Origin of the sequence: Denitrificimonas halotolerans, assembly GCF_034259425.1 — a bacterium.
Lineage (GTDB): Bacteria > Pseudomonadota > Gammaproteobacteria > Pseudomonadales > Pseudomonadaceae > Denitrificimonas > Denitrificimonas halotolerans.
In genome coordinates this window covers 1-18885 of the sequence record NZ_JAXIVU010000029.1, presented here as the reverse complement: position 1 = coordinate 18885, position 18885 = coordinate 1, and the positions used below count along the sequence as shown (strand labels likewise).

Genomic DNA, 18885 nt, shown 5'->3' with positions numbered 1-18885 from the left:
GCGCCCTTAGTGTAGGGATGCATATCATACGCAGACAAAAACACACCACGCTCTTTAATCGAGCGTTGACTTAATTCATTAACAAAGTTCCAGACGAAATTGACGCTGCGAGCCATGCGGTTTAGCAAGGACACATGCCTATCTCGTACTCGAACTTTTAATGTTTTGGTGTGCTTTATCATACTGTATACAATACCAGTACCAACCTATACTGCAAAGACTTTAGCGTGTTTGTTTAGGGGTTAAGGGGCTGCTTAAGCAGCCCTCCCTATCCATTCCCGCACTAAAAGTACGAGGTCTTACGCGATTTTGATAATTGAGAATAGCGACTTTATGCGATAACTGTTGGCAAGAGAAAGCAGTATTCATTTATATGTGATACTTCGATTTTGCTACAAGCAACTCGGACAGCCTCATTGCATAAAAACTGCACTAGTACACTTTCCACTCAGTCAATCAAGGTAAGCCCACTTAATTAGACTCGGCATTCGCTTGCTCTAAGAGCTTGAGTGCATGCAAAGGATAGCGCTCTAGCACGTTATAGACTGATCCAGCCGTGTTCTGCCGGCTCTCAAACAGTACAAATTCATCCACCTGAAAACGTCCAAAAAATGTTGCACGGTGCTCGTCTAGCAAACGCTCCACTGAGCCAGGGTGGCGCTTAAATCGAGCCAGGGTGAGATGTGGACGATAAGCACGCCGTTCGGTTTCTATTCCAAGACTCTCCACTCGATTTTTAATAGCCTCATGCAGATTGATCACCGAAGTGTCTGGCACAATCCTTGCCCAAAGGTGTTTAGGTGCATGGGGCTGACCAAAGCAGTCTAAGCCTAAAATATCCAACTTAAACGCTGCCAAAGAGATATTACGCACTGCCGCACGAACCGCGGACAAAGAGTTTGCATCTATATTGCCCAGAAATAACGAAGTTAAATGCAGTTGCTCAACACTTTGCCATTTGGCACCTGCCACTTCAGTCCTGACCTGCAACAAACGTGCTTTAGTTTTAGCTGGAATCTCTAGTCCAAAAAATACTCTGCGCATGGCTTTACTCATTTTGACATCTATCCCGACCTAAAGAACGGGGCTCCCACTACTAAAACGGCCATGCTCGACCGCAAGAATGTTTTACACTGCGTTGATGCGACAAACACCCCTGACCTTACAGGTCTGCGTTGCAAACCCATCCGCAAGCAGCACAGAGCAAGCAAAGTTTTTACTCGCCCTCCTCCTTTAAAATACTGCCTCACAACAATCATGAGAAATACTCATACACAGACTGAAATAAGATCATTTTTATTCATAAACCTATACACGTATAAATGTATCCATTCTCTGCTCTAAAGCACTAGGGCAATTAATTAATCAGCTATAAACACGAACAGACTGTTCGGTTTACTGGCTAGAGCCAGTCAGCGACTAAACCGACAGTAAGCTTGCATTCAAGTTTTATTGCACAAATTGGATATCAGAGCATCATGACTAACGACTTTATCTTTGCTATTAACAGCATTGATTTCGATGAGAATTATCATCCTTCAGACAATACGCGTGCCACAACCAACTTTGCTAACTTGGCTAGAGGAGCAAGTCGTCAGCAAAACTTGCGTAATACTTTAATGATGATTAACAACCGCTTTAATGCCCTCGCGCATTGGGATAACCCTAAAAGCAATCGTTATTCTGTTGAGCTCGATATCATTTCTGTTGACATGAAAATTAATCATCAAGGTACTGAAAGCAGCTTCCCTGCAATTGAGGTTTTGCAAACTACCATTGTTGACCATCTCAACAACAAACGTATCGAAGGCATTCTTGGTAATAACTTTTCTTCCTATGTACGTGATTATGATTTTAGCGTACGACTGAAAGAACATAACAAAGGACAAACTAAATTCAGTGTCCCAAGCGATTTTGGTGAGCTGCATGCCAATATTTTCAAAAGCTTTGTTAATTCAGATGCCTACCAAAAAAACTTTACTAAGCTGCCAGTGATTTGCCTCAGTGTTTCAGATAATAAAATTTATCACAGAACGGGCAATGAACACCCAATCCTTGGCGTGGAATACCAACCCAACGAGTCGTCTTTAACTGAGCAGTATTTCAAAAAAATGGGCTTAGCAGTGCGCTATTTTATGCCGCCGAACAGTGTCGCACCTCTAGCATTCCATTTTTTTGGTGATCTACTCAGTGATTACACTGAGCTTGAGCTGATTAGCACCATTAGCACTATGGAATCTTTTCAAAAGATTTATCGCCCTGAAATTTATAATGCAAACGCTGTGGCAGGGGAATACTACCAACCTAGCTTACAGAATCCAGACCATTCATTAACACAAGTTTTTTATGACCGAGAAGAGCGCAATAAACTCGCGCTTGAACAAGGGAAATTTACTGAAGAAAACTTCATCAAGCCCTATCAAGGTTTACTTGAGCAATGGTCAGCTAAACACGCTGCCTGAATTTGAGCTTTATTACTTACAAAATTTAAAACAGGATTCATCATGAGCATCTTATTACCCACATCCACCGCCGGCAGCTTACCTAAACCATCTTGGCTAGCCGAGCCTGAAACTATTTGGTCAGCTTGGCGCTTACAAGGAGAAGCATTGGTTGAAGGCAAGCAAGATGCTTTGCGTGTCTGGCTGCAAGAGCAACAACAAGCAGGGATTGATATTGTCAGTGACGGTGAGCAAACTCGCCAACATTTTGTCACCACCTTTATTGAGCATTTGGACGGTGTTGATTTTAAACAACGTGCAACAGTCAAAATCCGTGACCGCTACGATGCGAGCGTTCCGACTGTAGTAGGTGCCGTAAGCCGCCCTAAATCAGTCTTTGTAGAAGATGCCAAGTTCTTACGTCAACACACCCAACAACCCATAAAGTGGGCCTTACCTGGACCAATGACTATGGTCGACACCCTGTACGATGCTCACTATAAAAGCCGAGAACAGCTAGCCTGGGAATTTGCCGTCATTCTCAATCAAGAAGCCCGCGAATTAGAAGCAGCAGGAGTGGATATTATCCAATTTGACGAACCGTCATTTAATGTATTTTTTGATGAAGTCAATGCTTGGGGCATTGCCGCACTCGAAAGAGCCGTAGAAGGTTTGAAGTGTGAAACCGCTGTACATATTTGCTACGGTTATGGCATTCAAGCCAACACCGACTGGAAAAAGACCTTAGGTTCTGAATGGCGCCAATATGAAGAAGTTTTTCCTAAGCTACAAAAATCCAGCTTAGATATTATCTCGCTAGAATGCCAAAACTCTCACGTGCCCATTGACTTGATTGAGCTCATACGTGGTAAGAAAGTCATGCTTGGCGCCATTGATGTAGCCACTAACACCATTGAAACACCAGAAGAAGTTGCCGCAACACTACGTAAAGCACTGCAATTTGTTGATGCCGACAAACTGTATCCGTCAACCAACTGTGGTATGGCCCCTTTATCCCGCTCAGTTGCTCGGGGTAAACTCAATGCCTTGAGCGCTGGAGCAGAAATTATCCGTCGCGAGCTCAAAGCCTAAAGATCTCGCTCAAACCACTGCCTCGCCAGTGGTTTGAGCGCAAACGCACAGCATACAAGCGAGGGCATCCATTAAAAACCTATTGGTTATTAACTATAGCGGGTTTAGCCCGCTGAAATACTCCATTCAGAACAACAGCTCACAACGCTACTGCTACCCCACTACCGAAATAAAGCGATTCTAGACTCTCAAAAGATAGTGAGACAAACTAAACATACTACCTTATGATCATTAACCATACTCATACTGATTCTTAAGGAATGCTCATGCTGGATATTCGCCATTTGAAAACATTAGTGGCTTTACGCGATGCTGGTAGTTTAGTAGAAGCTGCTGAACGGCTGCATTTAACTCAGTCTGCTTTATCGCATCAATTTAAAGAAATGGAAGAACGCTTGGACATGCAACTCTTTGTGCGCAAAACCAAACCCGTGCGCTTTACCAGTGCAGGATTGCGTTTACTTAGGTTGTCTGATGAGGTACTACCACTGATGCGCAGTGCCGAACGCGATATTGCTCGCCTCCAAGGCGGCTCTGCTGGCCGCTTACACATGGCCATTGAGTGTCATAGCTGCTTCCAGTGGCTAATGCCAACCATTGATCAATTTCGTGATGCTTGGCCCGAAGTAGAGCTTGACTTAGCCTCCGGCTTTGCCTTTGCGCCACTGCCAGCACTGGCTCGAGGTGATTTAGATTTAGTGGTAACTGCTGACCCCATTGATCTCATCGGGATTAGCTATATTCCATTATTTACGTATGAAGCTTTATTAGCAGTGGCCAAACAACACCCTTTGGCACAAAAAGCTTATGTAGAACCACAAGATCTCAAACAAGAAGTGCTGATTACCTACCCAGTAGACCGTGATCGTTTAGATATTTTTAATCATTTCTTAGATCCAGCAGATGTTGAGCCGCTACAAATCCGTACTGCTGAGCTGACTGTAATGATGATGCAATTGGTCGCCAGCGGTCGCGGAGTCTGTTGCTTACCCAACTGGGCGATGCATGAATACAGTTCAAAAGGCTATGTGAGTGCTCGTCGTTTAGGTGAGTCAGGCTTGTTTTCTACACTCTATGCTGCAGTACGTACTGATATGCTAGACGCAGCGTTTATGAAGGATTTTCTACTCACAGCAAAAGACACGTCCTTTACTACGTTAGCGGGAGTCAGTGCAGTTAAAGATTAAACTCTCTTATCCAGAAAAGCAGGAAGCACGTATGACTTGGCGATTTTGCCCCGACCTAAAAGACGGAAACTGTTAGACAAACGGCCATGCCCGACGGCAATCTCTTCTCGCACTAAAAGTACAAGGTCTTACGCGACCTTGATAACACTTTGCAAATGCGTTCTTCTCCCTATGCGCGCAGGGACATAGATGACACTCTATCGGAAGACTCATCCGTTTCATATCTGTTCACATGCAAACTAGAAAGTTTACGCAATTTTAGCGCCACTGCTCAGCACACAAATTAAAGCAGTTCGAAACAACTTGAAAAGTAATTTTACAGAAAATAAGTAGCCGCCTTCAAATAAAGGCGGCCTGTCAATTGATCAAATTTATTCGCTTTGTGGAATAGTGCCCATCTGCTGTAAGAGCAATGCTGCTTGAGTACGGGTACGAACATTTAATTTACGGAAAATAGCTGTCACGTGAGCTTTAACAGTCGCTTCAGAAACATTAAGTTCAAAAGCAATTTGCTTATTCAGTAAACCATCACATACCATCGCCAGCACACGAAACTGTTGTGGAGTTAAGTTTGCCAAACCTTCGCTGGCTGCTTTTTCCTCTTCGCTAACTGCTGCACTGGCTGCGGTCTGTTCCGGCCACCAAACATCACCATCCAAGACGATTTGCACTGCTTCTTGAATAGCCTCCAACGGACTGGATTTTGGGATAAAACCGCTAGCCCCAAACTCACGGGCACGGGCCATGATACTCGGGTCTTCTTGTGCTGAGATCATCACTACAGGCACATGCGGATACTGACCGCGCAGTAACACTAACCCAGAAAAACCATGTGCACCTGGCATATTTAAATCCAAAAGCACTAAATCCCAGTCTGACTTGTCTTGCAGGCAGCTTTCTAGCTCAGCAATATTTTCTGCTTCAACTAGACGCACGTTGCTGCCCAAGCTTAAGGTGAGCGCTTGGCGTAACGCGCTGCGGAACAGTGGGTGGTCATCTGCAATCAGTATTTCATAAGCAGCCATCATTAAGGGGTCCTGTCTCTTTTATTTTAGGTGTGCTGTGCACCTTGCAACTCAGCTGGAAAAACCACCGCACAAAAACTATGCACTCTTTTCCAAACTCTACTGCAAGCCACCACAAGCAAATTGAGTGGTCTATTTTGTCTTACGATCTACCGCTCATACTACATAAAACCTAGCCAAAGGTCTTATATTGCTCAGAATAAATTGAACTTTTATGTATTTTATTTGAACGCTAAGTATTAACTGCGAATAAAGTGCTTGCGATAGTATTGCAACTCAGCAATAGACTCTTTGATGTCAGCCAAAGCTAAATGCGCTTCACCCTTCTTAAAACCATTGCGCACCTCTGGCGCCCAACGCGCAGCCAATTCTTTAAGTGTAGATACATCCAAGTTACGGTAATGAAAGTACGCTTCCAATTGAGGCATATGACGGTGCAAGAAGCGGCGGTCTTGACAAATACTGTTGCCACACATCGGCGATACATTCGCCGGTACCCATTGCTCTAAGAACGCTAATGTCTGTGCCTCTGCCTCAGCTTCAGTCGTTCGACTTTCACGAACACGTTGAGTTAAACCGCTGCCACCATGCTGGCGTGTATTCCACTCATCCATTCCTGCTAAGACCTCATCGGACTGATGGATCGCCAGCACAGGGCCTTCGGCTAAAATATTTAACTGGCTATCGGTAACGATGGTGGCCATTTCAATGATCAGATCATTATCGGTATCAAGCCCGGTCATCTCCAAGTCGATCCAAATTAAGTTTTGTTCACTGTACATCGCACACCTCAAAGTTAAAAATCGTTCCGCGCAGTTGTATACGCTCTTAAATGCAGCGCTGAAGCACATCAATTAAAGTTTGATTCTGCTCTTCAGTACCGATAGTTATGCGTAAAAATTGCTCTATACGCGGTGCAGTGAAGTGACGTACCAAAACTCCCTCTTCACGCAGCTGCTGAGCCAGCTCTTTAGCATCGCGAGTTTTATGACGCGCAAAGACAAAGTTAGCCTCAGAGGGCAAAACCTCAAAGTCTAAAGTACTCAATGCTTCCGTCACCCACTCACGACTTGCAATCACTTTATTGCGAGTGCTGTGAAAGTAATCTGCATCGGCAAAAGCGGCTGATGCACCAGCAATGGCTGCACGGTCTAATGGATAAGAGTTAAAGCTATTTTTAATGCGCTCTAAGCCTTCAATAAGATCAGGGTGACCAATCGCAATACCAACACGCAAACCTGCTAAAGCGCGAGACTTAGACAATGTTTGTATCACTAAAAGATTATCGTACTGTTTTACTAAACTGACAGCCGAATCACCACCGAAATCAATGTAAGCTTCGTCAATCACTACTACTGAGTCTAGGTTAGCCTGCAAGAGTTCCTCGATCTTATCCAACTCAAGCAAGCAGCCCGTTGGAGCATTAGGATTAGGGAAAATAATCCCGCCATTGGGTTGCTGATAATCTTCCACGCGGATTTGAAAATCTTCATCCAATGGCACTTGCTTTGGCTCGATATTATACAAACCACAATATACTGGATAAAAACTGTAACTGATATCTGGAAACAATAAAGGTTTGTCATGCTGGAATAAGCCATGGAAAGCATGCGCCAAAACCTCATCAGAACCATTACCCACAAACACATACTGCGGGCCAACTGAGTAGTAATCAGCGACTGCATGCTTCAACTGATCACAATTAGGATCAGGGTACAGACGCAGATCTTCATTGATTTGTGCTTGCATCGCCGCAATGGCCTTGGGCGATGGCCCATACGGGTTCTCATTGGTGTTGAGCTTAATTAAACGCTCAATTTTTGGTTGCTCACCTGGCACATAAGGCACCAGATCCTTCACAAAAGGACTCCAAAACTTACTCACGTAGCACTCCTAAAATGAGACATCCGTCACGCCCTACGCAACGGTTCAATGCTCGATAACTGTTCTACTGGACAATTTCTGTTCCGCCTTAATCGGCTTTAATGCGGTACTCAGCTGAACGCGCATGTGCGGTTAACGATTCACCACGGGCCAAGACCGAAGCCACTTTACCCAGCTCAGAAGCACCTTCAGGGCTGCAATAAATAATGGATGAGCGTTTTTGGAAATCATACACCCCTAAAGGTGATGAATAACGCGCCGTACCCGAAGTAGGTAACACGTGGTTTGGCCCAGCACAATAGTCACCTAAAGCTTCTGCAGTGTAACGTCCCATAAAAATAGCACCCGCATGACGAATCTGCGGCAATAGCGCCTCTGGATTGTCCACTGACAACTCTAAGTGCTCTGGGGCAATACGGTTTGCCACTTCAATAGCTTGCGCCATATCAGCTACCTGAATCAAGGCACCCCTCTCACGCAACGATGTACGGGCAATTGCCTCACGCTCCAAGGTCGGCAGCAAACGTTCAATACTCTCTTCTACACGGCTTAAAAAAGATACATCAGGGCACAATAAAATAGATTGTGCATCTTCATCGTGCTCAGCTTGCGAGAATAAATCCATGGCAATCCAGTCAGGATCAGTTTTCCCATCACAGACCACCAGAATCTCTGATGGGCCAGCAATCATATCGATCCCCACTTTACCGAACACATGTCGTTTAGCAGTGGCCACATAAATATTACCTGGCCCAACAATCTTATCCACAGGAGGAACGCTTTCAGTACCATAAGCTAAAGCAGCAACAGCTTGAGCGCCGCCAATGGTGAAGACTCGATCGACACCTGCTATAGCAGCTGCTGCTAAAACCAACTCATTAATTTCACCACGCGGAGTAGGCACCACCATCACCACTTCTTGCACACCGGCTACTTTGGCCGGAATAGCATTCATCAGGACTGAAGACGGATAAGATGCTTTACCGCCAGGAACATACAGTCCCGCACGATCAAGTGGGGTCACTTTCTGCCCTAATACAGTGCCGTCAGCTTCAGTATAACGCCATGACTCTTGCACCTGCTTTTCGTGATAACTGCGGACACGTTGTGCAGCTATTTCTAAGGCTTCACGCTGCTCTGGAGTAATGCGAGTGAGCGCCAGCTCGAGACGCTCACGAGGCAGAATCAAATCACTCATCTGAGCAACATCTAAGCCATCAAACTGGCGAGTATAATCCACTAACGCAGCATCCCCGCGGCTGCGTACATTAGCAATAATATCCAGTACTCGCTGATTCACATCAGCATCGGAGACGCTCTCCCAGCTTAAGAGCTCATTGAGTTGGGAATTAAAATCTGCATCTTGAGCATTTAAACGTCGAACTATAGTCGCTGCAGTCATAGCGGGCCTCAATAATTACTTAACATTCGGGCGCCGCCAGACTAACAAACCTGCTGCGCGGGCACCCGAAATAATCGGCTATGACGCAGATAGGCCGTGTGTATCAACACACCAAAGATCAATGCTGCTGTGCGTCTACCGCGGCACTTAAGGTATCGATCAAGGTTTGAATCTCAGCGTGCTTCATCTTCATTGAGGCACGGTTGACGATTAAGCGTGAGCTGATATGAGCGATCAATTCTTGTGGCTCCAAGCCATTGGCACGTAAAGTGTTTCCAGTATCGACAACATCAATGATCTTATCGGCTAAACCAACCAACGGTGCCAACTCCATAGAACCATAGAGCTTGATTACATCAACTTGACGACCCTGCTCTGCATAGTAACGCTTAGCGACATTAACAAATTTAGTTGCCACACGCAGACGACCTGTGGGCTCAGGCGCATCAACAGGGCCTGCGGTCATTAATTTGCATTTAGCAATTTTCAGGTCCAGCGGCTCATATAAGCCTTGACCACCGTACTCTAAAAGTACGTCTTTCCCCGCTACACCAAGGTCTGCAGCACCCAACTCAACATAAGTAGGCACATCAGTGGCACGCACGATCAATAAGCGTACATCGTCACGAGTGGTGGAAATAATTAATTTACGACTTTTTTCTGGATTTTCAGTCGGTTCAATACCTGCCTGTTTTAACAGCGGCAAGGTATCATCCAAGATCCGACCTTTAGAAAGTGCAATAGTTAACATATAAGACTAGCCTGGTACTCGGCGGATTTTCGCACCAAGGAGTTGCATTTTTTCCTCGATACATTCGTAACCACGGTCAATGTGATAAATACGGTCAATCATAGTGTCGCCATCGGCCATAAGGGCAGCAATCACTAAACTGGCTGAGGCACGTAAGTCCGTTGCCATCACAGGTGCAGCGGTCAATTGAGGCACTCCAGTGACAATAGCTGTATTGCCTTCAATTTGAATCTTAGCGCCCATGCGCTGCATTTCCAGCACATGCATAAAGCGGTTTTCAAAAATAGTTTCAATGACCGTCCCAGTACCTTCTGCAATGGCATTTAAAGCAATAAATTGCGCTTGCATATCGGTTGGAAAAGCTGGGTATGGAGCCGTACGCAAGTTCACCGCTTTAGGGCGCTTACCGTGCATATCCAGTTCAATCCAGTCTTCACCGGTAGTGATCTCTGCACCTGCTTCTTGCAGTTTAACCAATACTGCTTCAAGAATGGTTGGATCAGTGTCTTTAAGCTTAACTCGGCCACCAGTCGCTGCTGCAGCTACCAGATAAGTACCTGTTTCGATCCGATCAGGCATCACGCTATACACTGCGCCACCCAACTTCTCGACACCTTCAATGATAATAGTGTCTGTGCCTGCCCCTTCAATTTTAGCGCCCATAGCTATTAAGCAGTTGGCTAAATCTACAATTTCGGGCTCACGCGCAGCATTTTCCAAGACCGTACGGCCTTTGGCTAAAGTTGCCGCCATAAGAATGTTTTCAGTTCCCGTCACACTGACCACATCAAAGAAAAAGTTACCACCACGCAAGCCGCCTTCTGGTGCTTTAGCTTTAATATAACCATTTTCGACAGTGATCTCGGCACCTAACGCCTCAAGACCTCGGATATGTAAATCAACAGGGCGTGAACCAATAGCACAACCGCCTGGCAAAGCCACTTCAGCCTGACCAAAGTGCGCGACCATTGGCCCTAATACTAAAATCGAAGCCCGCATGGTTTTCACTAAATCATAGGGAGCAACCAGCGTTTCAATGGTACGTGGGTCAATTTCCACGCTGAGCTTCTCATCAATAATTGGTTGAATACCCATACGGCCAAACAACTCAATCATTGTCGTAATATCATGTAGGTGCGGTAAGTTACATACCGTCACTGGCGCACTGGCCAGCAAGGTTGCTGCAAGAATAGGCAGCGCAGAGTTTTTCGCACCGGAAATACGAATCTCACCGTCTAAACGATGACCTCCGCTAATAATTAGCTTATCCATTAGAGTCTCGTCTGGTTACTTTAAGAGCGTTCGGCCCAAGCCGCGCGAGTAAAAAATTTCATAATGACCGCATGGATTGTACCGTCGGCAATCCATGGGTTTAAAATTGAGTAAATCTGCTGCTGACGCTTAACTGCACTTAAGGCTGCTAACTCATCACTGATAATATTGAGTTGGAAATTACAGCCTTCACCTTCGACTTCAACCTGGGTGTTGGGGATTTTTTCTTCTAACAGTTGTTTTACTGCTACAGATTGCATAATTAACCTCATTTACAGCGTTCAGTACTAGGCTGAGCACTGCATTAGTTCCTGTTTAAGTCTTTACTTTATTCAAAACGACCCGGTTCAATCCCAAGAATGTCACTTAACCCGCACACTTGGGCAATTTTGCGCATATCTTCGGGTAACTGTATCAACTCCACCGCCTTACCCTCACTTTGGCAATCACGCATGAACGCCAATAATAACGCTAAGCCCACACTGCTAGACTTAGTCACCCCAGCACAATTGATTTGCACCTTAGAGGCACGGCTGTTCTGGATCAAGCGTTGACCTTGTTCGCGTAGCGGCCCACCATTATTGTGATCCAATATGCCGCTGATTTGGATAACCCCCTGGTCATCCATGCTGATAGTGGCCTGACTCACGCATCCTCCTGAGCGGCACGTGTTCGCGCTACAGTCTCAACCCAATTATCAATGACACGATTCAGGTCTTGCGCGTTGCGCTGCATAGCCTCAGCAAACTGATCACGGAACAGTTTACCTAAATTAATACCGTTAATAATAACATTACGCATGCGCCACTGATTGTCTAAGCGAACCATGGTATAAGACACAGGGTAAATCACACCCTTGTTATCCGTTACCTCCATACGCACCTCAGCGCGATCTTTACCTTGCGCTTTCACTTCAGGCAACACTCGAATACCTTGATTATCGTATTCAAGTAAAGCGTTACCATAAAACTGCATTAAACTGCGCTTAAAGTTTTCTTTAAAACGCTCAATTTGCTCAGGTGTAGCACGACGTGAATAACGCACAGTCATCACACTTCGAGCAATGCCATCAGCATCAACAACACCTCCTAAAATATTATCCATAGCATTATAAAATGCTGCAGGATCATTGCGGTAAAGCGTTCGATTGACCTGCAAATCACTCAGCAATGCTTCAGTTGTTTGCTCAACAACTTTACGCGCATCATCTACAGTCGATGCCATGCTAAAACTGGTAAAAGCCAACAAGGTGATGAGCAAGGTATTACGTAATATGCCTAACATGTTGATCACTCCTGGTTAACTGTATTCATTAAAAACTTACCAATCAGCTCTTCAAGCACTAAAGACGATTGAGTATCGTAAATCACATCACCGTCAGCGAGCACCTCTTCTTCACCGCCAACACTTAAACTGATGTATTTCTCACCTAACAAACCTGCAGTTAAAATGGATGCGGTGGTATCAATTGGCAAATTATTTACCCTACTCTCCACTTCCATAGTGACACGACCTGTATAGGTCTCAGTATCAAAATCAATGGCCACCACTTTACCTACACTTACACCGGCCATGGTGACTTTAGCGCGTGTAGTCAGACCGGAAATATTGTCAAAATGGGCAGTAAGCCTATAAGAATCTGAACTATTGGCTACGCTCAAACCACTGACCCGTAGAGCCAACAGCAATAACGCGAGCATACCTGCCAACAAAAACACACCTACACTGATCTCAACGGCACGGATTCGCATTAGAAATCTCCAAACATTAAAGCAGTCAAAATAAAGTCCAAACCCAACACTGCTAAGGAGGCGTACACCACCGTACGTGTTGTTGCTCGACTGATACCTTCTGAGGTGGGTTCGCAATCATAGCCTTGGAATACAGCAATCCAGGTCACTACGAAAGCAAACACGACACTTTTAATCACGCCATTAACAACATCATTATAAAAATCGACACTGTTAATCATATTACCCCAGTAGGAACCGTCATAAACGCCTAACCAGTCCACTGCTACCATAGCGCCACCCCAAATGCCTACCACGGAGAAAATTGCCGCTAATAGAGGCATAGAGATAAAGCCAGCCCACAGTCTCGGTGCAATAATATACTTAAGTGGGTCTACGCCAATCATTTCCAAGCTGGAAAGCTGCTCTGTGGATTTCATATTGCCAATTTCAGCCGTTAATGCCGAACCTGCACGCCCTGCAAAAAGTAAAGCTGTAACAACCGGCCCTAGCTCTCTTAAAAGGGTTAAGGCCACCATCTGCCCAACCGCTTGCTCAGAACCGAAGTCAACAAGAATGCTATAGCCTTGCAACGCAAGCACCATGCCTATAAACAAGCCTGATACAATAATAATCGCTAGAGACAATACACCTACGGAATACAACTGTTTGACCAACAAGTGAAACCCAGTGCCAGCCCCGCGTCGCCCTAGCAGTACGTTCCATAAAAATATGACCGAACGCCCCATGGACTGCACCGTATCCAAACCAGCACGCCCCAGCAAAGCAACACGATCAATCAACGACTTATGTGCCATTTAATTTTCTCCTAATAAGTCGTCGCGATAATCCGGTGCACCAAAATGAAAGGGCACAGGTCCATCTGGAATCCCTTGCATGAACTGCCGAATGCGCGGGTCATCTGAGTTCATCATTTCGTCAGGCTTGCCTTGCCCTAAAACCTTGCCATCACCTACGACATACAAGTAATCAGAAATACTCGCTGTTTCTGCTAAGTCATGAGATACCACGACACTGGTAATACCAAGAGCATCGTTCAACAAACGAATCAAGCGCACCAATACGCCCTTAGCAATGGGGTCTTGTCCGACAAAAGGCTCATCATATAATAAAATATCTGGATCTAAGGCGACTGCACGCGCTAATGCAACACGACGCTTCATACCACCTGATAATTCATCGGGCATGAGTTCAACAGCACCGCGCAGCCCCACCGCTTGCAACTTCATTAAAACAATGTCGCGAATCATTTCTTCAGGCAACTGAGTATGCACACGCAATGGAAAAGCTACGTTTTCAAACACATTTAAATCAGTAAATAGCGCACCACTTTGAAAAAGCACACCAAACTGCTTACGCATTTCAAATAGCTCACTGCGCGACAAATCAGGTAGATTCTCGCCGTTGACCCAAACTTCACCTTGATCAGGCTTCAATTGTGCAGCCATGAGGCGTAACAATGTGGTTTTACCGCATCCAGACGGGCCCATCACTCCAGTGACTTGACCTCGCTCAATGCGAATATCTACATTATCAAAAATTTTACGTGAGCCACGCCGAAAGGTGAGGCCCTTTACTTCTACGGCGAAAGCATCGTCAGCCGACATATTAACTCCCGCTAAATAGTATTAATGCGGTTGATCATTAGGGCAGCACATATCATTTACCTGTACTGCGAACAGAGCAATATAGCACTGTCGCCCCCCACGCCCAACAGATAAGTTTATTCGATGAGTGTAAAGACCTGCACGCGAACAAGAGCTAGGAAGCAAAAAGGCACTCGAAAGTGCCTTTTTATGGTGTCTGCACTTAAACTAAGTTATCAGTGCTGATGGCCACCTTCACCGTGTACATGACCATGTGCGACTTCTTCTGCACTAGCTGCACGAATATTTGCAACTTTCACTTTAAAATTAAGCTGCTGCCCAGCTAGGGGATGATTACCATCAATTGTGATTTGATCACCATCAATATCGCGGATTGTCACTATCTGCATACCCCCATCAGGACCTGAAGCATGAAACTGCATGCCCACTTCAAGCTGATCAACACCTTCAAACATTTCACGACCTAAAACAGTAATCAGCTCTGCGCTGTACTCGCCGTAGGCTTCTTCGGGTTCAACAGTCACTTCTAATTCATCACCTACAGCTTTACCTGTCAGTGCATTTTCCAATCCAGGAATGATGTTGCTTGCGCCATGCAAATAAACCAACGGCTCTGAACCTGCAGAGCTGTCAATCACTTCGCCAGCTTCGTTTGTAAGCGTGTAATCAATGGCGACAACGTGTTGGTCGGCGATCAGCATAAAATAAAAACCTTTATCAAAATGAATGTAAACCAAAGTTTACCTGCTCATGCATCGTAATGCGACTTTAGATTAAATAGACCATTAGCTGCTTGACCTACTTCATTGCGCACCCGAAGATTGAGGAAACCTTTTAAATGATCCGGTCATTATTTCCTAACACCCTGACCGTATCCACCTTTTTATTTTTATGTAACAAAAGGATCTCCCATGTCTTCTCGCAACATTCTGGTTATCAACAGCGGTAGTTCTTCCATTAAGTTCGCTTTAGTCGATGAAGATAACGATCAGTTTCCCATTCAGGGACTCGCTGAGCGTTTAGGCAGCGCAGAAGCCGTTTTAAACTGGCAGCTAGGTGACGAAAAGCATGTTAAGAAACTCCCTGGAGCAGACCACAAAGAAGCTTTTGCCAGTCTGTTGCCTTTAGTGCAAGAAGCAAGTCGTGGAAAGTTGACCGGTATCGGTCACCGCGTTGTTCACGGCGGCGCTCACTTCACCGAAGCATCAGAGTTGAACCGAGAAGTTATTGATGTCATTCGCCGCGCTGCTGTATTAGCTCCGCTGCACAACCCTGCTGGTTTAATTGGGATTGAAGCGGCTATGGAGCTGTACCCAACCCTACCGCAAGTCGCCGTCTTTGATACTGCATTCCACCAGACAATGCCAGCTCACGCTTACCGTTACGCTGTACCTGAGCACCTTTACACAGATCACCATGTACGTCGCTACGGTTTCCACGGCACTAGCCACATGTTTGTCAGCCGTAAAGCAGCTGTCATGACAGGCTTACCTATTGAAGACAGCTCTTGGCTAACAGCTCACTTAGGCAATGGCTGCTCAACCTGTGCCATTGTGAACGGTGAAAGCCAAGACACTAGCATGGGCTTAACACCGTTAGAAGGTGTTGTCATGGGTACCCGTAGCGGTGATGTTGATCCAAGCTTGCACAACCATCTCGCACGCACTCTAGGCTGGGATACGCAACGCATTGAAACTGTACTGACCAAAGAAAGCGGCCTGCTCGGCCTGTCAGGGCTCTCGAACGACATGCGCACCCTAATTGAAGCCCACGAAAAAGGCGATGAGCGTGCCACTCTTGCTATTGAAGTGTTCTGCTACCGTCTTGCTAAATCTTTAGCCGGCATGGCTTGTGCACTACCGCGCCTAGACGGCTTGATTTTCACGGGCGGCATTGGTGAAAACGCAAGCCTAGTGCGCAGCAAAACACTTGACCATATGCGCTTATTCAATTTCAAACTGGATGAAGCAGCAAACCAAAAATGTACCCGCGGTGTGGAAGGCATCATCAGTGCCGAAAACCATCCACGTGTTTTAGTGATCCCAACCAACGAAGAACGCCAGATTGCTGTTGAAACACTGGCATTAATCGACGCGAAAGCTTAATCACAGGACGCTTCACTCATGCATACATTCTTACTTGCTCCGACCGGATTTGGTGTTGGCTTATCATCGATCAGTTTAGGCGTAGTACAAACACTACTGCGCTCAGGCTTAAAGGTTGGTTTTTTTAAACCCATCGCCCAACCCCACCCTGATGATAATGGTCCAGAACGTTCCAGCGCACTGATGGAAGCCACCCATGGTATTCGCCAACCCAAGGCTCTTCCTTTAGCCTATGTTGAACGAATGATTGGTAACGGCCAACTGGATGAGCTGATGGAAGAAATCGTCAGCATGCATCAACAAATCCAAGCTGAATACGACATTGTGATTGTTGAGGGTATGACCCCATCGCGACAAGCTAACTATGCTGAACGCATCAACGCCCATCTCTCCAAAACGCTTGATGCCGAAGTAATCTTAGTCAGCGCACCAAGCAGCGATGATTTAGACGTATTATCTGATCGCATTGAAATGCAGGCACAGCTCTTTGGCGGCACTAAAGACCCTAAAGTACTTGGCGTGATCATCAATAAAGTTGAAGAGGCACCACTAGGCAGCTTTGTTGAGCGATTAAAAAGCCACTTACCAGCCTTGCGCAAAGGTGATCTACACCTCATTGGATGCATCGCTAAAAATGATGAACTGAACAATGCCCGTACCAGTGACTTTGCTGAGTTGATTAAAGCCAAAGTGCACAATACTGGGGACATTGAAAAGCGCCGTGTTCAAAAAGTGATTCTGTGCTCGCGCACTGTCGCTAACGTTGTACCTTTATTACAACCAGGCGTTTTAGTGGTTTGTCCCGGTGACCGTGACGATATTATTTTGGCCACTAGCTTGGCAGAAATGAACGGTGTGTTGCTGGCCGGCTTGCTACTGACTGGCGACCTGACCCCTAATCCAAGCATTATGGATATCTGCGAGCGTGCCATTAAAGGTGGCTTGCCGGTCATGAGCGTCCCTACAGGCTCTTACGATACAGCGTACAATTTAACGCGCCTCTATAAAGGTATCCCCATCACAGATACTGAGCGCGCCAAAGCAGTCACAGACTATATTGCAGGTCACTTGGACCAAGACTGGTTAACCGCACGCTGCAAAACCACGCGTCAACTACTGTTATCACCACCCGCCTTCCGCCATCAACTGGTTAAACGTGCGCAAGCCGCTGGTAAGCGTATTGTTCTTCCTGAAGGCAACGAACCGCGCACTATTCAAGCTGCTGCGATTTGTCAAAAGCGCGGCATTGCAAATTGCGTGTTGATTGCTAAACCTGAAGAGGTTTACAACATTGCTAAAGCGCAAGGCATCGACTTACCGGCTGACTTAGAAATCATCGATCCAGATAGCATCCGTCAAAAATACATCGCGCCAATGGTTGAGCTGCGTAAAGATAAAGGCCTTACCGAGCAATTAGCAGCGGTTCAGTTGGAAGATACCGTTGTCTTAGCCACCATGATGTTGGCCGAGGATGATGTAGATGGTTTGGTCTCTGGTGCTGTACACACCACCGCAAGCACCATCCGTCCGGCCCTGCAATTGCTTAAAACAGCCCCGGGCTATAATTTGGTTTCATCTGTCTTCTTTATGCTCCTACCAGACCAGGTTCTAGTGTACGGTGACTGTGCAGTGAACCCAGATCCAGACGCAACACAATTGGCAGAAATCGCCCTACAAAGTGCTGAGTCAGCACAAGCTTTTGGCATTGACCCAAAAGTTGCGATGATCAGCTATTCAACCGGCGATTCAGGTACCGGTGCTGAAGTTGAAAAAGTACGTGAAGCCACCCGTATTGCTCGCGAGCGCAACCCAAGCTTAGCCATTGATGGTCCACTGCAGTATGACGCTGCAAGTATTGAAAGCGTAGGTCGCTCAAAAGCACCTGACAGCTTGGTTGCCGGTCGTGCCACCGTGTTCATCTTCCCAGACTTGAACACAGGTAACACCACTTATAAAGCTGTCCAGCGCAGCGCTAACGTAATCAGCGTTGGTCCTATGCTGCAAGGCTTGCGCAAGCCTGTGAACGACTTATCACGCGGTGCTTTAGTAGACGATATTGTCTTCACTATCGCCTTGACAGCAATCCAAGCTGCAAACATGCCTCATTGACATCCTCCCCGGCCTAAAGGACGGGGATTCCTACTGCTAGACGGCCATGCCCGGCCGCGAGAATGTTACGTGCCGCGTTGATATCGCGATCGTGGGTGACACCACACCCACTGCACGTCCATTCTCTTATTTCAAGTCCTGCGATACCTTTCGGCCTCGACCCGGGCAAACTGCCGCAACTCGAACAGGTTTGGGTGGTGTATGCCTCGTCAACTTCCTTAAAAACAATGCCTGCGTGAGCGCATTTATAGTCCAGCAT

20 protein-coding genes are annotated in these 18885 nt (G+C 46.1%); 5 read left to right on the top strand and 15 right to left on the bottom strand.

Going from position 1 to position 18885, the window contains the following annotated elements; translation table 11 throughout:
* Positions 1-471: 471 nt before the first annotated feature.
* Positions 472-1044, bottom strand: a complete 573-nt coding sequence (gene thpR / locus TOI97_RS12725; RefSeq protein WP_321554512.1) for an RNA 2',3'-cyclic phosphodiesterase — start codon at positions 1042-1044, stop codon at positions 472-474.
* Between the two features lie 434 nt (positions 1045-1478).
* Here thpR and TOI97_RS12720 point away from each other — a divergent pair, with 434 nt between their 5' ends.
* From TOI97_RS12720 to metR, 3 genes are all read left to right on the top strand, one after another.
* Positions 1479-2462 carry a DUF1852 domain-containing protein gene (locus tag TOI97_RS12720; RefSeq protein WP_321554511.1) on the top strand — a complete coding sequence of 328 codons (984 nt, stop codon included), beginning with the start codon at positions 1479-1481 and terminating at the stop codon, positions 2460-2462.
* Between the two features lie 42 nt (positions 2463-2504).
* Complete coding sequence (locus TOI97_RS12715; protein WP_321554510.1) at positions 2505-3533, top strand: methionine synthase; 1029 nt, start codon at positions 2505-2507, stop codon at positions 3531-3533.
* Between the two features lie 266 nt (positions 3534-3799).
* Positions 3800-4720, top strand: a complete 921-nt coding sequence (gene metR / locus TOI97_RS12710) for a transcriptional regulator MetR (RefSeq protein ID WP_321554509.1) — start codon at positions 3800-3802, stop codon at positions 4718-4720.
* A 371-nt stretch (positions 4721-5091) separates the two neighbouring features.
* Here the strand turns inward: metR and erdR are convergent, their stop codons facing one another.
* The 13 genes from erdR to TOI97_RS12645 form a co-directional block, all read right to left on the bottom strand.
* On the bottom strand, positions 5092-5745 hold the full coding sequence (gene erdR / locus TOI97_RS12705; protein ID WP_321554513.1) for a response regulator transcription factor ErdR: 654 nt from the start codon (positions 5743-5745) through the stop codon (positions 5092-5094).
* A gap of 239 nt (positions 5746-5984) precedes the next feature.
* A complete protein-coding gene (orn, locus tag TOI97_RS12700; RefSeq protein WP_321554508.1) occupies positions 5985-6527 on the bottom strand; it encodes an oligoribonuclease in 543 nt (180 codons plus the stop codon).
* Positions 6528-6573: 46 nt separating this feature from the next.
* On the bottom strand, positions 6574-7629 hold the full coding sequence (gene hisC / locus TOI97_RS12695) for a histidinol-phosphate transaminase (protein ID WP_321554507.1): 1056 nt from the start codon (positions 7627-7629) through the stop codon (positions 6574-6576).
* Positions 7630-7717: 88 nt separating this feature from the next.
* Positions 7718-9031, bottom strand: a complete 1314-nt coding sequence (hisD, locus tag TOI97_RS12690) for a histidinol dehydrogenase (protein ID WP_321554506.1) — start codon at positions 9029-9031, stop codon at positions 7718-7720.
* Positions 9032-9149: 118 nt separating this feature from the next.
* Positions 9150-9782 carry an ATP phosphoribosyltransferase gene (gene hisG, locus TOI97_RS12685; protein WP_321554505.1) on the bottom strand — a complete coding sequence of 211 codons (633 nt, stop codon included), beginning with the start codon at positions 9780-9782 and terminating at the stop codon, positions 9150-9152.
* Positions 9783-9788: 6 nt separating this feature from the next.
* Complete coding sequence (murA, locus tag TOI97_RS12680) at positions 9789-11054, bottom strand: UDP-N-acetylglucosamine 1-carboxyvinyltransferase (protein ID WP_321554504.1); 1266 nt, start codon at positions 11052-11054, stop codon at positions 9789-9791.
* 20 nt (positions 11055-11074) lie between these two features.
* Complete coding sequence (locus TOI97_RS12675) at positions 11075-11314, bottom strand: BolA family protein (RefSeq protein WP_321554503.1); 240 nt, start codon at positions 11312-11314, stop codon at positions 11075-11077.
* Positions 11315-11382: 68 nt separating this feature from the next.
* Complete coding sequence (locus tag TOI97_RS12670; protein ID WP_321554502.1) at positions 11383-11703, bottom strand: STAS domain-containing protein; 321 nt, start codon at positions 11701-11703, stop codon at positions 11383-11385.
* Positions 11700-12338 (bottom strand): MlaC/ttg2D family ABC transporter substrate-binding protein, encoded by a 639-nt coding sequence (locus tag TOI97_RS12665; RefSeq protein WP_321554501.1) that lies wholly within the window; start codon positions 12336-12338, stop codon positions 11700-11702. The genes TOI97_RS12670 and TOI97_RS12665 overlap by 4 nt, the downstream gene beginning before the upstream one ends.
* 5 nt (positions 12339-12343) lie before the next feature.
* Entirely contained in the window at positions 12344-12805 is a 462-nt protein-coding gene (gene mlaD, locus TOI97_RS12660; RefSeq protein ID WP_321554500.1) for an outer membrane lipid asymmetry maintenance protein MlaD, read from the bottom strand.
* Positions 12805-13602 carry a lipid asymmetry maintenance ABC transporter permease subunit MlaE gene (mlaE, locus tag TOI97_RS12655; protein WP_321554499.1) on the bottom strand — a complete coding sequence of 266 codons (798 nt, stop codon included), beginning with the start codon at positions 13600-13602 and terminating at the stop codon, positions 12805-12807. The genes mlaD and mlaE overlap by 1 nt, the downstream gene beginning before the upstream one ends.
* The gene (locus TOI97_RS12650) at positions 13603-14412 is read right to left on the bottom strand and encodes an ABC transporter ATP-binding protein (RefSeq protein ID WP_321554498.1); all 810 of its coding nucleotides are present in this window, start codon (positions 14410-14412) and stop codon (positions 13603-13605) included. It abuts the gene before it with no gap.
* 215 nt (positions 14413-14627) lie between these two features.
* Entirely contained in the window at positions 14628-15113 is a 486-nt protein-coding gene (locus TOI97_RS12645; protein ID WP_321554497.1) for an FKBP-type peptidyl-prolyl cis-trans isomerase, read from the bottom strand.
* A gap of 210 nt (positions 15114-15323) precedes the next feature.
* Here TOI97_RS12645 and TOI97_RS12640 point away from each other — a divergent pair, with 210 nt between their 5' ends.
* Both TOI97_RS12640 and pta read left to right on the top strand, forming a co-directional pair.
* Positions 15324-16517, top strand: a complete 1194-nt coding sequence (locus TOI97_RS12640) for an acetate kinase (RefSeq protein ID WP_321554496.1) — start codon at positions 15324-15326, stop codon at positions 16515-16517.
* Between the two features lie 18 nt (positions 16518-16535).
* Positions 16536-18626 carry a phosphate acetyltransferase gene (gene pta / locus TOI97_RS12635; RefSeq protein ID WP_321554495.1) on the top strand — a complete coding sequence of 697 codons (2091 nt, stop codon included), beginning with the start codon at positions 16536-16538 and terminating at the stop codon, positions 18624-18626.
* 13 nt (positions 18627-18639) lie between these two features.
* Here the strand turns inward: pta and TOI97_RS12630 are convergent.
* Positions 18640-18885, bottom strand: a 246-nt coding sequence (locus TOI97_RS12630; protein WP_321554494.1) for a transposase, incomplete at its 5' end; no start/stop codon positions are given.

Excerpts from the sequence above, each read along its gene's own strand:
- thpR (WP_321554512.1), bottom strand. The coding sequence starts at position 1,044 with ATGCGCAGAGTATTTTTTGGACTAGAGATTCCAGCTAAAACTAAAGCA.
- TOI97_RS12720 (WP_321554511.1), top strand. The coding sequence starts at position 1,479 with ATGACTAACGACTTTATCTTTGCTATTAACAGCATTGATTTCGATGAG.
- TOI97_RS12715 (WP_321554510.1), top strand. The coding sequence starts at position 2,505 with ATGAGCATCTTATTACCCACATCCACCGCCGGCAGCTTACCTAAACCA.
- metR (WP_321554509.1), top strand. The coding sequence starts at position 3,800 with ATGCTGGATATTCGCCATTTGAAAACATTAGTGGCTTTACGCGATGCT.
- erdR (WP_321554513.1), bottom strand. The coding sequence starts at position 5,745 with ATGGCTGCTTATGAAATACTGATTGCAGATGACCACCCACTGTTCCGC.
- orn (WP_321554508.1), bottom strand. The coding sequence starts at position 6,527 with ATGTACAGTGAACAAAACTTAATTTGGATCGACTTGGAGATGACCGGG.
- hisD (WP_321554506.1), bottom strand. The coding sequence starts at position 9,031 with ATGACTGCAGCGACTATAGTTCGACGTTTAAATGCTCAAGATGCAGAT.
- hisG (WP_321554505.1), bottom strand. The coding sequence starts at position 9,782 with ATGTTAACTATTGCACTTTCTAAAGGTCGGATCTTGGATGATACCTTG.
- murA (WP_321554504.1), bottom strand. The coding sequence starts at position 11,054 with ATGGATAAGCTAATTATTAGCGGAGGTCATCGTTTAGACGGTGAGATT.
- TOI97_RS12675 (WP_321554503.1), bottom strand. The coding sequence starts at position 11,314 with ATGCAATCTGTAGCAGTAAAACAACTGTTAGAAGAAAAAATCCCCAAC.
- TOI97_RS12665 (WP_321554501.1), bottom strand. The coding sequence starts at position 12,338 with ATGTTAGGCATATTACGTAATACCTTGCTCATCACCTTGTTGGCTTTT.
- mlaD (WP_321554500.1), bottom strand. The coding sequence starts at position 12,805 with ATGCGAATCCGTGCCGTTGAGATCAGTGTAGGTGTGTTTTTGTTGGCA.
- mlaE (WP_321554499.1), bottom strand. The coding sequence starts at position 13,602 with ATGGCACATAAGTCGTTGATTGATCGTGTTGCTTTGCTGGGGCGTGCT.
- TOI97_RS12650 (WP_321554498.1), bottom strand. The coding sequence starts at position 14,412 with ATGTCGGCTGACGATGCTTTCGCCGTAGAAGTAAAGGGCCTCACCTTT.
- TOI97_RS12645 (WP_321554497.1), bottom strand. The coding sequence starts at position 15,113 with ATGCTGATCGCCGACCAACACGTTGTCGCCATTGATTACACGCTTACA.
- TOI97_RS12640 (WP_321554496.1), top strand. The coding sequence starts at position 15,324 with ATGTCTTCTCGCAACATTCTGGTTATCAACAGCGGTAGTTCTTCCATT.
- pta (WP_321554495.1), top strand. The coding sequence starts at position 16,536 with ATGCATACATTCTTACTTGCTCCGACCGGATTTGGTGTTGGCTTATCA.